Source organism: Corallococcus praedator, assembly GCF_003612125.1.
GTDB classification, from domain to species: Bacteria; Myxococcota; Myxococcia; order Myxococcales; family Myxococcaceae; genus Corallococcus; species Corallococcus praedator.
Genome location: NZ_RAWI01000005.1, coordinates 19,174 through 31,755, shown reverse-complemented (window position 1 = coordinate 31,755; position 12,582 = coordinate 19,174). Strand labels below are relative to the sequence as shown.

13 protein-coding genes and 1 tRNA gene are annotated in these 12,582 nt (G+C 69.0%); 6 read left to right on the top strand and 8 right to left on the bottom strand.

All coding sequences use genetic code 11. From position 1 onward, the window contains the following. Positions 1–34: 34 nt before the first annotated feature. The 4 genes from D7Y13_RS01410 (at position 35) to D7Y13_RS01395 (ending at position 2,719) form a co-directional block, all read left to right on the top strand. Positions 35–601, top strand: a complete 567-nt coding sequence (locus D7Y13_RS01410) for a M15 family metallopeptidase (RefSeq protein WP_120582532.1) — start codon at positions 35–37, stop codon at positions 599–601. Positions 602–648: 47 nt separating this feature from the next. After that, positions 649–1,152, top strand: a complete 504-nt coding sequence (locus tag D7Y13_RS01405; RefSeq protein ID WP_233595325.1) for a hypothetical protein — start codon at positions 649–651, stop codon at positions 1,150–1,152. Then, positions 1,149–1,448, top strand: a complete 300-nt coding sequence (locus tag D7Y13_RS01400; RefSeq protein ID WP_147444193.1) for a hypothetical protein — start codon at positions 1,149–1,151, stop codon at positions 1,446–1,448. Before D7Y13_RS01405 ends, D7Y13_RS01400 begins: the two co-directional genes overlap by 4 nt. Before the next feature lie 98 nt (positions 1,449–1,546). Continuing rightward, positions 1,547–2,719: a serine/threonine-protein kinase gene (locus tag D7Y13_RS01395; RefSeq protein WP_120582530.1), complete on the top strand. Its 1,173-nt coding sequence runs from the start codon at positions 1,547–1,549 to the stop codon at positions 2,717–2,719. 4 nt (positions 2,720–2,723) lie between these two features. Here the strand turns inward: D7Y13_RS01395 and D7Y13_RS01390 are convergent, their stop codons facing one another. Further along, positions 2,724–3,077 (bottom strand): helix-turn-helix domain-containing protein, encoded by a 354-nt coding sequence (locus D7Y13_RS01390; protein ID WP_120582529.1) that lies wholly within the window; start codon positions 3,075–3,077, stop codon positions 2,724–2,726. Positions 3,078–3,120: 43 nt separating this feature from the next. Beyond that, the gene (locus D7Y13_RS01385; protein ID WP_199732678.1) at positions 3,121–3,477 is read right to left on the bottom strand and encodes a helix-turn-helix domain-containing protein; all 357 of its coding nucleotides are present in this window, start codon (positions 3,475–3,477) and stop codon (positions 3,121–3,123) included. A 192-nt stretch (positions 3,478–3,669) separates the two neighbouring features. Here D7Y13_RS01385 and D7Y13_RS01380 point away from each other — a divergent pair, with 192 nt between their 5' ends. Together D7Y13_RS01380 and D7Y13_RS01375 are read left to right on the top strand one after the other, a co-directional pair. Next, the gene (locus D7Y13_RS01380) at positions 3,670–5,520 is read left to right on the top strand and encodes a serine/threonine-protein kinase (RefSeq protein ID WP_120582527.1); all 1,851 of its coding nucleotides are present in this window, start codon (positions 3,670–3,672) and stop codon (positions 5,518–5,520) included. 26 nt (positions 5,521–5,546) lie between these two features. Next, the gene (locus D7Y13_RS01375; RefSeq protein ID WP_120582526.1) at positions 5,547–6,458 is read left to right on the top strand and encodes a DUF2381 family protein; all 912 of its coding nucleotides are present in this window, start codon (positions 5,547–5,549) and stop codon (positions 6,456–6,458) included. Between the two features lie 111 nt (positions 6,459–6,569). Here the strand turns inward: D7Y13_RS01375 and D7Y13_RS45600 are convergent. The 6 genes from D7Y13_RS45600 to add form a co-directional block, all read right to left on the bottom strand. Then, positions 6,570–6,662, bottom strand: a tRNA-Sec gene (locus D7Y13_RS45600). A gap of 51 nt (positions 6,663–6,713) precedes the next feature. Beyond that, the gene (locus D7Y13_RS01370) at positions 6,714–7,880 is read right to left on the bottom strand and encodes a serine/threonine-protein kinase (RefSeq protein WP_120582525.1); all 1,167 of its coding nucleotides are present in this window, start codon (positions 7,878–7,880) and stop codon (positions 6,714–6,716) included. 62 nt (positions 7,881–7,942) lie between these two features. Then, complete coding sequence (locus D7Y13_RS01365; RefSeq protein ID WP_147444192.1) at positions 7,943–8,599, bottom strand: hypothetical protein; 657 nt, start codon at positions 8,597–8,599, stop codon at positions 7,943–7,945. Positions 8,600–8,789: 190 nt separating this feature from the next. Further along, positions 8,790–10,286: a hypothetical protein gene (locus D7Y13_RS01360; RefSeq protein WP_120582523.1), complete on the bottom strand. Its 1,497-nt coding sequence runs from the start codon at positions 10,284–10,286 to the stop codon at positions 8,790–8,792. Between the two features lie 172 nt (positions 10,287–10,458). Continuing rightward, the gene (locus D7Y13_RS01355) at positions 10,459–11,559 is read right to left on the bottom strand and encodes a quinone-dependent dihydroorotate dehydrogenase (protein WP_120531753.1); all 1,101 of its coding nucleotides are present in this window, start codon (positions 11,557–11,559) and stop codon (positions 10,459–10,461) included. Positions 11,560–11,562: 3 nt separating this feature from the next. Next, the gene (gene add / locus D7Y13_RS01350; protein ID WP_120582522.1) at positions 11,563–12,555 is read right to left on the bottom strand and encodes an adenosine deaminase; all 993 of its coding nucleotides are present in this window, start codon (positions 12,553–12,555) and stop codon (positions 11,563–11,565) included. Between the last annotated feature and the right edge of the window lie 27 nt (positions 12,556–12,582).

Genomic DNA, 12,582 nt, shown 5'->3' with positions numbered 1-12,582 from the left:
CCACCCATCAAAACCCGCCCCCATTCAGTGGGGGATGATTCCCAACTCGGACCTGTTCTCCCGCATCGACTTGAAGCCCCTCTACCCGCCATTCCAGGCGGTGATGGGCGAAGTCATCGCCCGCTGCCGCACGCGAGGCGCGGACTACGTCGCCACGCGCGGCTTCGCCACCTTCGCGGAGCAGGGCTCGCTCCACGCGCGCTACCTGCGAGGGGAGGGCGGACGCGCGGCCCCGGAAGGCCTCTCCGCGCACAACTACGGCCTGGCCAATGACTTCTGCCGCGATGCCGACGTGACGCGTCCCGGCCTGCAACCGCGTTGGGATGGGCCGGCCTACGCCATCCTGGGCGAGGAGACGCGGCGCGCGGGCCTCGCCTGGGGCGGCTCCTTCGGGGACGCGCCGCACTGCCAGTGGCCGGGCCTCGTGAGCGGCAGCCAGTTGGAGCCCGTGCGCGGCCTCTACCTCTCGGAGCCGGCCAGCACCACGGATGCACAGCGGCTCGCCGCCGTCTGGCGCTTCCTCGACACGGTGCGCTCGATGCCCGAGTGGCGCGCCATGCACCCGGCCCTCGCTGCTTCGCTGGCCCGACTCGGCTTCTGACTTCCCGTGCGGCGCTTCGCCGCACGTCACTCACGAAAGGTATGCCCATGCTGCGACGTCTCGCCGTCCTCTCCCTTTGCCTCGTCTTCCCGTCCATCGCTTTCGCGCAGGTGGCCACGTCGCCCGACCCGGGCAACGTCGAATCCTTCGCGCGGCTCGTCCTCGACGCGGTGACGGCCCGGAACTGGGCCCTCGTCGCGTCCCTGGCCGTCGTCGGTCTCGTCTACGTCCTGCGGCGCTTCGCGGGCGCGTGGTGGCCGCTGCTGCGCACCGCACGAGCAGGGGCCGTGCTCGCGGTGCTGGTGTCCGTAGCCGGTGCGGTGGCCAACGCGCTGATCGCGGGCGAGGGCTTCACCGTGGCGCTGCTGCTGAAGGCGCTCGCCATCGGCCTCGGCGCGGCGGGTGGCTTCACCGTCATGAAGACGCTCGTCTTCGGTGATGAGGTTGAAGAGGCGGCGCGGAAGGCTGGGGAGGCTGCGGCCGGGGAGATTGCCGGCAAGGCAGCGGCGGTGGCCGCGCTGGACGCCCTGCGTCCGGGCGACGGGCGGTGAGGCCCTTGGTGCTGGCGCTGGCCCTGATGATGGCGGGGCCGGCGCGTGCCGAGGGGGAGGTGCTGGACGTGGCCCGCGCCACGGTGACGCTCCAGGATGGGCGCACGGTGGCGGTTTCCGAGGGATGCTGGCTCTCCACGGAACGCTGCATCCTCACGGCCCGCGAGTTGCGCCGCCTCCAGGCGGAGAACGAGGTGCTACGCCAGCAGCCCCGCCCCGCTCCCGTCGTGGCCGTGCTGATGGCCGTGGCGCTGGGTGTCGGGGTGGGCTTCACGGCGGCGCGAGTGCTGCGCTGATGACCTTTTAAGTCCCAGTTATATGGACTTTTCAGGTCCGTTGCGTCCAGACTCCTCGGGTGGCGCCGTCGCGCCGTCCCCCTTGCCCCCGAGGAGTCATGTCCACGTCCACCTCCGATGACCTGGTGAGCACCCGGGAGTCGCCGCGCCGGAGGGCGGCCCTCCCGGCCACGCCCGAGCGGCCCCGCTCCCTCTTCACCATTGACGGGGTTCGCTTCGAGGCCATTCGCGAACTGGTGCTGATGCAGACAGGAGAGTTGCTGATGCTCGCCCGGCGCTTCTCGGGGCGGGGCGACGCACTTCCCGGGCTCTGCTTTGTGCGACGGTTGGCCAACCCCTCCACCTTCATGCGCCGTACGCGGCTGGGAGAGGAGATTCAACTTGCCTTCCGGCTTCGCCATCCCGCCATCGCCCAGGTGTTCCACCGCAAGGTGCACCAGGACGCGCTGCACGTCGTCATGGAGTACGTGGACGGTCCCTCGCTGGAGACGCTGGTGAGCGCGGGTGTCGCGCGCGGCAAGCCTGTCTCCGAGGCCTTCGCCCTCTACGTCGGAGCGGAGCTCGCCGAAGCGCTGCATCACGCGCACACGCTGACGGACGAGGACGGCAAGTCACTGGGCATCATCCACCGCGACGTCAACCCTCGGCACGTGTACGTGGGCACGCATGGCGAGGTGAAGCTGGTGAACTTCGGTGCGGCCTACTCGCTGGTGGTGGGGCGGGAGGAGTCGCCCGCGAGCCTCGTCCGGGGCGACGTGGCCTATGCCTCGCCCGAATACCTGGAGCGGCTGCCGCTCACGCCGCGCTCCGACGTCTTCAGCCTGGGCGTGCTGCTGGTGGAACTCTTCACCGGCAAGCACCCCTTCGACGTGCAGGATGTGCCCCGGCAACCCGAGGGGATGAGCGTTCTCCACTCGGAAATCCTTCCCTCCCTGCCGCTGACGCAGATGCGGGTGCTGCTCGCGAGCTTCAGTCCGGCGGACGTGGAGGCTGGGGTGGAGAAGCTTTCGCCCGACGTGAAGCAACTGCTGCACGCGGCCCTTCGCGCTAATCCGGAGGAGCGCTTCGCCACGGCGGCGGACATGCGCGACGTCATGCGCGTGGCTCTGGCGCGGCGACACCCTGGCTACGGGCGCCAGGAGGCCGCTACCGAATGGGCCCAGGTGCTGGCCGAAGGCAGCGTCCTTCGTGACACGGTGGAGTTCGGCGAGGGCGGCTTCTTCCAAGAGGGTCTGGAGGAGCACGAGTTGAAGGCGCTGGTGAAGAAGTAGCGCTTCAGCGCGCCAGCGCGGAGGCGACGTGGAGGAGGGCGTCCAGGTCCTCCTCTTCCAGCTTTTGGGCGAGGTGGAGGAGGCGGCGCAGCTTCGGCCCCTCTTCCTCCTGGGGGCGCTGAGACTTCCGACCGCTGGCTTTCGGCGTCAGGCCCATCAACGTCTCGGGTGAAACCCGCAGCTCCCCGCAGAGTCGGTAGAGGGAAGGGACGCTGGGCAGCATCTTCCCGCGCTCCAGGCGGCTGTAGACGGCATGCACCAGCCCGATGCGCTCGGCGACTTCGGCCTGCGTCAGTCCCAGGTGCTCGCGGGCGGCGCGTGCCGCGGTGCCAATGGTGATGGCCAGTTCTTCGTTCATGGAGGGTGCCGAGCGTAACCGAGAAGCCCGCGCCCAGCCCGCGCTACCGAGGCTCGGGGAGGAGCTGAAGGAGGGCGCGCACCTGGGACTCCTTCAGGTGGCGGACGCGAAGGAGAAGCTGGTGCCGGGCAGGGAAGTCGCTGCGGGCGGAGACGGAGCGCCCGTGGCCCATCAGCTCGTCCGGAGAGGCGCCCAGCGCGGCGCACAGCCGCTGGAGGGTGGAGACGCTGGGAAGAATGCGGCCCCGCTCCATGCGGCTGTAGACGGCGGAGGCGAGGCCCACGCGCAGGGCGACTTCGGCCTGGGTGAGGCCCAACCGGGTGCGAGCGGCCCGTGCCGCGTCTCCGATGGTACTGGCGAGAGGTTGGGAAACGGCGGGCAGCGGGGACGGGGCTGGCATGGTGCGAGGGTAGCGCATGGCATGCCAAGGGTGAATGCTGGAGGTTGGGTGAAAACAAATGGATGCTGCGAGTCCACAAGGGACTCCGCCCACGAGGAGGGATTCCCGGGTTTCTCGCGCCTCTGGTAGCGTGCGCACGCCGTAGGGAGGACGTCGCATGCGAGTGGCCGGCAACCCCGAAAGAAGGACGCCATGAGGCCGCCCGCCATCTGGGCGCCTGGGGCCCAGGTGCTGGGCTACACGGTGGAGCGGCAGTTGGGGCAGGGCGGCTTCGGCACGGTGTACCTCGCGCGGTGTGAGGGCCAGTCGAGCGCGCTGAAGCTGCTGCACCTGAAGCGGGTGGGTGAGCGCGCGGAGCGTGAAGTCTCCATCCTCACCCGCCTGCGCCATCCCAACGTGGTGGGGATTCTGGGCCATGGCTACTGGCCGGTGGCGGAGCCGCAATTTGCCGTCATCGCCATGGAGTACGTCGCCGGACGCCAGCTGGACGTGTGGGCCCAGGAAGAGAATCCCACCGCGCGGCAGGTGGCGCGCGTGGCGCTGGACGTGGCACGGGCGCTCGCGGCTGCACACGCGGATGGGGTGGTGCACCGGGACGTGAAGGAAGCCAACGTCATGGTGCGCACCGCCGATGGCCTGGCCAAACTCGTGGACTTCGGCATCGGCGACTACGAGGGCGCGCGCTCGCTGACGCAGGACATCCTGCCGCCAGGAACGGTGGACTACCGCTCTCCAGAGGCGTGGCGCTTCCTGCGCAGTCACCGGGACGTGCCGGATGCCCGCTTCACGGCCGGCCCCGCGGATGACTTGTGGGCGTTGGGCCTCGTCCTCTACCAGCTGCTGACGGCGCGCTTTCCCTTCGACGGCCCGGATGCGAACACACTGACGGAGGCCATCCTCTCCAGCACGCCCACGCCGCCCCATGAGGTGAACGAGCGCGTACCTTCGGCGCTGAGCGACGTGTGCCTGCGGCTGTTGGAGAAGACGCCCGAGGCGCGGACGTCGAGTGCCCAGGCTGTTTGCGCGTCGCTGGAAGAGGCGCTGCGCGGCGCCGACCCGACGTGGGATGTACCGCTGTGCGAGGCCTACGACGAAGGCTCCGCGACCACGGAAGGTGGCGGAGACAGCTTCGAGAAATGGCGCCATCGGCCACGGCATCGGCCACGCCGGGGCAAGCGTGCGGCGCCAGAGAAGCGGCCAGCCCCGTCTGCCGACGTAGATCCGGACGCGGTGGCCGAAGCACCGCCGCAAGTGACAACCGTGCGCGTGTCGCCGCGGATGGCCCGCCCTTCGCGTGCCTGGGCGGCGCTGGCGCTGGCCGTGGTGGTGGTTGCCATGGGCGCGGTGCTGGTGCGGTGGACGCCGCGCGCTTCAAGTCCCGTGCCCACCCGTCAGGAAGTAGCGCCTTCTGGCAAGTCGCCTCAAGCTGGTTTGGCCGCAGCTCCCACCGGGCCCGAGGCCATCGCTGCGGCCGTCGCCCTCCCCGCGACGCTCCAGGAGGTTTCAGCCACCGTGACGACGCAGACGACAGACTCCCCGCCCCTTCAACTCCCGTCGAAGCCCACGAAGAAGGGCATGAGCGTCATGGCCCGTGCGGTGAGCACGGCGGCGGCCTGCACGGCGCTTGCGTGCCCAGGGCCACAGGTGCGCCCGGCGCCGCCTCCAGAACCGTGCCCAGCGGGTGCTGTGAAGGCCATGGCGAAACTAGGCATCGGTTTGGAGCGCAAGCACGAAGCAGTTTTCACCCTTGACCTTCCGCAGGTCATCTCCGTTCAAGAAGGCCCTACTCAGTTAATCTTATTCGGTGATTGGAAGGATATGCCGAGCAAGACAACTCTGTCAGGCCGGCTCATCGTGCGGGACCGCGTTTATGGGCGACTCACCTGGGCGACGACGCCGAAAGGCGAGAGCTTTCCTGTTTGCCTGGAGGTTCTTGCGGAGGAAGGGGCGCGAGGAATGGCACGCGAGCCTGGAGACGACTCACCCTCTAGTGCCCGTATCTTCACGAGCGCCCGCGTGAAGGCGGTGAGCGAGTTTGAGTAGCAGGACCACCTAGGAGTAATCGCCGAGTGTCATCTTCTTCCTTCGTCGTTCTCCTAGGGCTTCTGTTCGTAGCCGAAACGGCAGTCGCTCAGTCAGAAGGTTCAGCGTCGGTGCCGGGAGCACGTCGCATCGAATTGACGCCAGACGACGTTCAATCCGCTCCTGAAATCGCAGTCAGCTCCGGACTCTCAACTGCCCTCTTCTTCGACTCTGACCTGATGCGCGACAGCGTCGAGTTGGAAGGTCGCGATCGCTTCACTCTCATGGATGTGGGGCAGGCCACCATCCGATTGGTGCCTTCGTCGCGTGTGACTCCTGGCGAGAGGTTTCGTCTGGTCGTGCGATTCAGGGATGGCGCAGCGCCCGTGAGTGCATTCTTCCTTCTTCGAGTCCATCCAGCAAAAGCAGAGTCTGTAATTGAGGTCTATCGCGGGAGGCGGACGATTGAGACGTATCAGCAAGAAGCCCGCGAGGCTCATGCGGAACTGGTGCGCTGCCAAATAGAGAACGCGAGACTGCTGGTCGAGCACGATGCTCCAGGCGGGCTGGCGGGCCTTATCTCCACTGGAGGAATGGATGAGCACGGTGTGACCGGGCGAGTCGTGACCCAGGACATTTCCCAATCGGCAGGGAGTGATCTGAGGGCTTCCTACGTCACGACCTACCGCTCCACTACAGGTGTGGCTGTGGACATCCAGTTGACGGTGAAGGCCGGGGCTCGGCCATGGATCGCAAAGGGGACAACGCTCAAAGGCAAGGCCGGGGTGGAGTTGACGGTGCTGCGCGTGTGGCAGCAAAGGCCAATTCCGGCAGGAGAAATCGGGCGCGTTGTTATCGAAGCCGAGGCATCAGCAACAACTCGGGGGCCCTTCACCCTCAAGCTCTGGGAGGAGGACGGGCCGCGCACCGTCACTCTCGGCAACGTGACGTTCCCATAGTGTCTCTAGCTAACGACGCGCTAACGACATCGGGTAGACTCATGGGGACGCGTCTGGACGGGTCCGATACTGCAAAGGTCGCAGTGCGGGGGCGTAACCCCTCTGAAGTATTGGCGGTAGGGCACGAGAATCGAACTCGCCAGGGACGCCTCTCGACGCCCCTCATCGGTTTTGAAGCCCACGGTCTCAATACCGCTTCGCCTCACTCCCAATCGGGCCGCCACACGGGCCTCGCCGCGCGAACCCGCACCCGGATCAGTTCAGCCACCAAGCCGCCGCCGCCGCGAGCAGGCCTCCCGTCACGGAGAGCGCCACCCACTTGCGCCAGGACTTCTCCGGCGCGCGTGCCGTGAAGACCCGGGGGCCCACGAACTGGGTCGGTGACTCCGAGCGGGGCGCAGGGGCCGCGCGCTCCACGGGCCTCGTGGGCAGGGCCTCCGTGCGCATCACCTCCGTGGCCGGCGGAGGCACGGGCGCCGCTGCCGGCACGGGCCCAGGTGGCGCCCGTCGCGGCTTGGGCGGCATGGGGACGGGCGGCTCCATCAGCCGGGAAGGGAAGAGCGGAGATTCACCCAACGTCGCCAGCTCCGCGCGCAGCGCCTTGGCCACCTCCGTCGCTTCCGTGGGCCTTGCCCGTCTGTCCTTCGCGAGCAGCGCCTCCACCAGCGACACCAGCGACGCCGGAATCCCGGGGCGCAGCGGCGTGAGCGGCGGGGGCGCGTCGTACAGCACCGACTCCATCACCGCCCGGCCTCGCTGGATGGGGAATGGCCGCCGTCCCGCCAGCAATTCATAAAGACAGACGCCCAGCGAGTACAGGTCCGCCCGCGCATCCAGCGGCTCGTCGCGGATCTGCTCCGGGGACATGTACGCCAGCTTCCCCATCACCACGCCCGACGTCGTCTGCGTGCCCTCGGACGTCTTCACGATGCCGAAGTCCGCGATCTTCACCGTGCCGGTGAAGGACAGCAGCAGGTTGTCCAGCGACACGTCGCGGTGGATGAGCTCCATCCACTTGCCCGACTCTGGATTGACGAAGCGGTGCACGTACGCAAGCCCGTCACACGCCTGCGCGATGGCATCCAGCACCGGCGCCAGCGGCAGCAGCTCCGGCCGGCTCGCCGCGTGGACGTGCGCGAGGCTGGAGCCCGCCACGTACTCCATGGACAGGTAGAGCTGGTCGTCGATGACGCCCGTCTCCAGCACCCGCACCACGTTGAGGTGGTGCAGGCCCGCGGCCACCTCCGCCTCCCGCAGCAGACGGCGGCGGAAGCGGATGTCGGCCGCGTGCTCGGAATGGATGCGCTTGAGGACGACCGGCGCGTCCCAGCCCTCGCGCTCCGCGAGCGAGACGCGCCCCATGCCGCCTTCGCCAATCTCCCGCAGGACGCGGTACGGCCCCAGTTGCTGGACGTCATTCATTCCGGGGCAAGCCTACCGCCACTGACGCCAGGGCCGCTCGGGGAGGACAGACGTTCGTCCCGTCAGCCGTTGGAGGCCACCCGGGAGCTGTCCTGGGGCGGGGCCGCGTCTTCCTCGGCTCCCTCGCGCGCCTGGGAGCCCTTGGAGTGCGTCGTCCCCGACGACCGGCTGCTGTCGCCCGTGGAGATCCGACCGCCGCGAGCCCCCTCGGCGGGCTCCTCCGTCGAAGGCTCGGCCTGCAGCGTCTTCACCAGCTCCGCCACCGCCCGGGCCAGCTTCGAGCTCCACTCCGCGCCCTTCGACTTCGGCGCGGCTTCCCCCGCCTTCCCGTCGGGATCCACGAAGTTCGCGCAAACGGTTCCGGAGTGGCCACCAGACCTCACGCTGGAGCCTGACGCGAGCGGATCGGTCCCTGCGTCCACGGGGCGGAAGGGATGCGAGCCCCCTTCGAAGTGGTCCGCCTTCGCCTGGATGGCACTCTCGGGCTTGAAGGACGACAGGACTGCGTTCGAGGCGCCACGCCCGCCGACCGCGACGCTGTTGCCCGAGGCACCCAGCACGCGATCAGAGGGGGCGCTGGGCGGGGAACCGGGACGGTCGAAGAGGTCCTGCTTCACCGGTGCCAACCGGCCCTGCGGAGGCGGGACCGCTGGAGGATCCAACCGCGGAGGGGACTGTACGGACGGCGTGGCACTCGACGGCGGGCGGATGATCTTCACGGAGCACCTCGGACGACGGATTTCCCTCTCCCATCATCGTTCCGGGAGTGTCCGGAGTTTCCCCTGTCTCCCTGGAAAGCGAATTTCCGTGCCCTACCTCCCACGGCGGGCCGCGTCAGGGCTGGCCGGGGAGGGGACGACACGGATCCGGATCAGGGTTTTCCCCTACGCCGGAGCCGCGCGAAGCCAGCTACCGGGCCTCGGGGGCCAGTGCAGGGCAGGTGACGTGGGCGGGCATGGACCACAGGGCGTTGCCCGGAGGCCCACCGTTGGCGACGAAGAAGATCCGGTCCCCGACGCGCCTGAACGACTGGGGACTGGAGCCTCCGTCTGGACCGATGTCCGCGACGCGGCCCGTGTTGGCGACCGTGCCGTCCGTCACCCAGGGCTCCTGGCCGTCGTTGGGGCCCGCGCTGGTGAAGAGGAGGGTGCCGCTGCCGGTATTGAAGAGGGTCGACCAGTTCTCATCCGACGTGCTCAGTCCCTGGTTCAACTGCAGCGTCCCCGCCGCCGTGCCATCCGTCACCCAGAGGTCCACCCTGCGAGGCGCGGGCCCCGGCGAGCCAATGGCAACCGAGAGGTAGAGCTTGCTGCCCGCAGCTGTCGCGATCTGGAGATACGGCTGCGCGCCGGGCTGTCCCGCGAAGGGGTTGGGCAGGGTCGTCACGGTCGCCTTTCCTCCCCCCGACAAGGACACGCGCGCCAGTCGCAGCCGGTCATCCGTCGTGCCGTAGGAGACGTAGACGTGGGAGCCGAGGACGCCGAGCAGGCTCGACACGTGGCCGAACGTCTCCAGACGCACGGTGCCCGCGGCCGTGCCATCCGACTTCCAGATCTCCGTGTTGCCCGCATCCCGCAGCGCGAACACGATGCCGCCGGTCGTGCCCCGGACGTCGCTCACCAGGGGTTCGCCCGCGTCCAGCGCCTTGATGACGGAGGTGCCCGCCGCCGTGCCGTCGGTCCGCCACAGCCGCGTGCCATTCACCGCGTCCTGGAGGAAGAACAACTGCACGCCTCCCGCGATCACGGTGCTTGCCTGAAGTGTGGCCTGCGTCCCGAAGTCCACCACGCGGACCGTCCCGGCGGCCGTGCCATCCGACCGCCACGACTCCAGCCGGGTCCCGGAGGGCGCCAGGGGCACCCTGCGGAAGAAGCTCAGCGCGCCGCCCAACTGCGCGAAGGACGAGAACTGCGTGCCCTCGGCCCCCGGGGTGAGGTCCACGACGGGCCGCGTGCCCGCCTCCGTGCCGTCGGTGACCCACAGCTCCCGGCCCAGCACCGTGTCATTGATGCTGAAGAAGAGCTGGGAGCCCACGGCGGTGAAGCCGCCCAGCTCCCGGTCGCCGGTGGTGCCCTGCGCGGGGTGCGCGGGGAACTCCGTCACCACGACGGTGCCCGCGGTCGTCCCGTCGCTCTTCCACAACGAGGCCTGGCCTCCGACGACTTCCGTCGCGAAGTAGAGCGTGCCCTGAAGCTCCGACAGGCCGTAGGGACTCGGACGCCAGGGCGGCGGAAGCGGGGTCCCCGGAGCGATGACGTCCTTCACCTTCACCGCCACCCCGGGGGCGCACGCCTGGGCCTGGACGGTCGCATCCCGTGGGGCCATCTCCGCTTCCGCCTCGGGCTCCACTCCGCCACATCCCACCAGCCCCACACCGACCACGGCCCACCAGGCCTTCACGCGCATGTCCGCTCCTTGGCTTCACGACAGCCGACGGACGGTGGGGGGCCTGGGATTGGACGGACACCCGTCCTCGAGGGCATGTGGGTGCTGCCTTTGCGACATTCAAACCCGCCACCGGAGTGCAGAGACAGTCCGGTGGCAGATGTCGCAGGGCAGCGTTTCCTGCGCGGCGCGGCTAAGGGGAAGCCGCGACAGGCGCGCCCGGATGGGCGTCCACGCCAATCACGTCGCGCACGGAGGCGAAGCCGTCGCGGGCCAGCAGCGCACCCAGGTCCATCAGGATGCGGCCCACCATGCCCGGGCCTTCGTAGATGAAACCCGTGTACACCTGCACCACGGTGGCACCCGCGCGCAGCTTCTCGTAGACGTCCTGCGCGGTGAACACGCCGCCCACGCCGATGAGGGGCAGGGTGCCCCGGCTGCGCTGGTACGCGCGGCGGATGACGGCGTTGGACAGCTCGCGCACGGGGGCGCCGGAGAGCCCGCCGGCCTCCTTCGAGTGCTTGTGTTCGAAGGGCCGGGTGATGGTGGTGTTGGTGGCGATGAGGCCGGACAGCCCCCGCTCCAGCGCCACGTCCACCACCTCGTCCACGGCCTCCGGCGTGAGGTCCGGGGCGATCTTCAGGAACAGCGGCGTGCCCGGCGCCACCTGGCCCATCCGCTCCTGCACCGCGCGCAGCAGGGCGGACAGCTGCTCCGGCTCCTGCAGCGTGCGCAGGCCCGGCGTGTTGGGCGAGGACGCGTTGACGACGACGTAGTCACCCAGCGGCGCGAGCGCGTCCACGCACGCCACGTAGTCATCCACCGCGCGCTCCAGCGGCGTGTCCTTGTTCTTGCCGATGTTCACGCCCAGCGGGCCGGGCTTCCACGCGCGGCCCGTCAGGTGGGCCGCGGCGGTGGCCGCGCCGTGGTTGTTGAAGCCCATGCGGTTGATGACCGCGCGGTGCTCCGGCAGCCGGAACAGGCGCGGCTTCGGGTTGCCCGGCTGGGGCTTCGGCGTGACGGTGCCAATCTCCACGGCGGAGAAGCCGCAGGCGAAGAGCCCGTCCACGGCCTCCGCGTCCTTGTCCAGCCCGGCGGCGAGCGCCACCGGGTGGGCGAAGCGCAGCCCGGCCAGCTCCACGGACAGGTCCATGGGCGCCTGGCGCAGGGTGCGCTCGCGCATCGACTGGCACAGGGACGGCATGCGTCCCAGGGCCGCGAGCCCGGACATGCCCAGCCGGTGTGCGGGCTCCGGGGGCAGGGTGAAGAGCAGCGAGCGCGTGAAGCCGTACATGCGTCAGGCCGGGATGAAGGACGCCTCGCGCGCCCACGCGAGTGCCTGGTCCACCTGCTCGGTGGTGAGCAGGCCGTTGGACTCGACGATCTCAATCTCCCGCCGCATGTCCGTCTCCAGCAGGTAGGGGCCGTCCGTGTTGATGGTGAACTTCACCTTGCGGTCCCACAACGTCTGCATGATGTGCTTGAGCTCCGCCAGGTCCGCCACCGCCTTGGTGTGGATGTTGGACGTGGGGCACAGCTCCAGCGTGATGTTGTTCTCACGCAGGACCTTCATGGCGGACTCGTCGTAGGCGGCGCGGATGCCATGGCCGATGCGGTTCGGCTTGAGCTTCTCCACCGCCGCCATCAGGCCCTCGGAGCCCGTGCCGGCCGTCTCGCCGGTGTGCACGGTGCACTTGAGGCCGCCCTTGCGCGCGCGGGCGTACAGGTCCTCGTACTCCGCGAGCGCGGGCTTGTGCTCCATGGCGTCGCGCTCCGTGCCGGCCAGGTCGATGCCGTACACGCCGCGCGAGCGGTACTTGATGGCCTTATCCACGATGATGCTGTTGAGCTTGTGGTCGAACTCGCGGGCCAGGCAGAAGATGAAGCCCACCTTCACGCCGTACTCCAGCACCGCGCGGTCCATGCCCCGGAGCGCGGCGTGGATGATGTGGTCCAGGTCCAGCTCGGAGGACAGGTTGCGCTTCATCGGGTTGAAGCGCAGCTCGATCTGCGTGACGCGGCTGCCCCGGTACTCCTTGCCAATCACCTCGTAGACGGAGCGCTCGATGGCGCTGGGAGAGGATTGGATCTTCTCCGTCCAGGTGTGGAGGATCTTCAGGTAGTCGTCGAGGCTGCCCACCTTGCCCGGACGGGAGGTGATGAGCTCCACGAAGTCGAAGTAGTTTTTGACCGGGAGCTTGAAGCCCTGCTGGTGGGCAATGGACCACAGGATGTGCGGGGCTACCGCGCCACCCACGTGGATATGAAGGTCGATGAGGTCGCGAACCATGGCGGCATGTATGCACAGCCACGGCCA

Bases quoted from the DNA above. Each gene is read 5' to 3' on its own strand.
- D7Y13_RS01410 (WP_120582532.1), top strand. From the start codon at position 35: ATGATTCCCAACTCGGACCTGTTCTCCCGCATCGACTTGAAGCCCCTC.
- D7Y13_RS01405 (WP_233595325.1), top strand. From the start codon at position 649: ATGCTGCGACGTCTCGCCGTCCTCTCCCTTTGCCTCGTCTTCCCGTCC.
- D7Y13_RS01395 (WP_120582530.1), top strand. From the start codon at position 1,547: ATGTCCACGTCCACCTCCGATGACCTGGTGAGCACCCGGGAGTCGCCG.
- D7Y13_RS01390 (WP_120582529.1), bottom strand. From the start codon at position 3,077: ATGAACGAAGAACTGGCCATCACCATTGGCACCGCGGCACGCGCCGCC.
- D7Y13_RS01385 (WP_199732678.1), bottom strand. From the start codon at position 3,477: ATGCCAGCCCCGTCCCCGCTGCCCGCCGTTTCCCAACCTCTCGCCAGT.
- D7Y13_RS01380 (WP_120582527.1), top strand. From the start codon at position 3,670: ATGAGGCCGCCCGCCATCTGGGCGCCTGGGGCCCAGGTGCTGGGCTAC.
- D7Y13_RS01370 (WP_120582525.1), bottom strand. From the start codon at position 7,880: ATGAATGACGTCCAGCAACTGGGGCCGTACCGCGTCCTGCGGGAGATT.
- D7Y13_RS01360 (WP_120582523.1), bottom strand. From the start codon at position 10,286: ATGCGCGTGAAGGCCTGGTGGGCCGTGGTCGGTGTGGGGCTGGTGGGA.
- D7Y13_RS01355 (WP_120531753.1), bottom strand. From the start codon at position 11,559: ATGTACGGCTTCACGCGCTCGCTGCTCTTCACCCTGCCCCCGGAGCCC.
- add (WP_120582522.1), bottom strand. From the start codon at position 12,555: ATGGTTCGCGACCTCATCGACCTTCATATCCACGTGGGTGGCGCGGTA.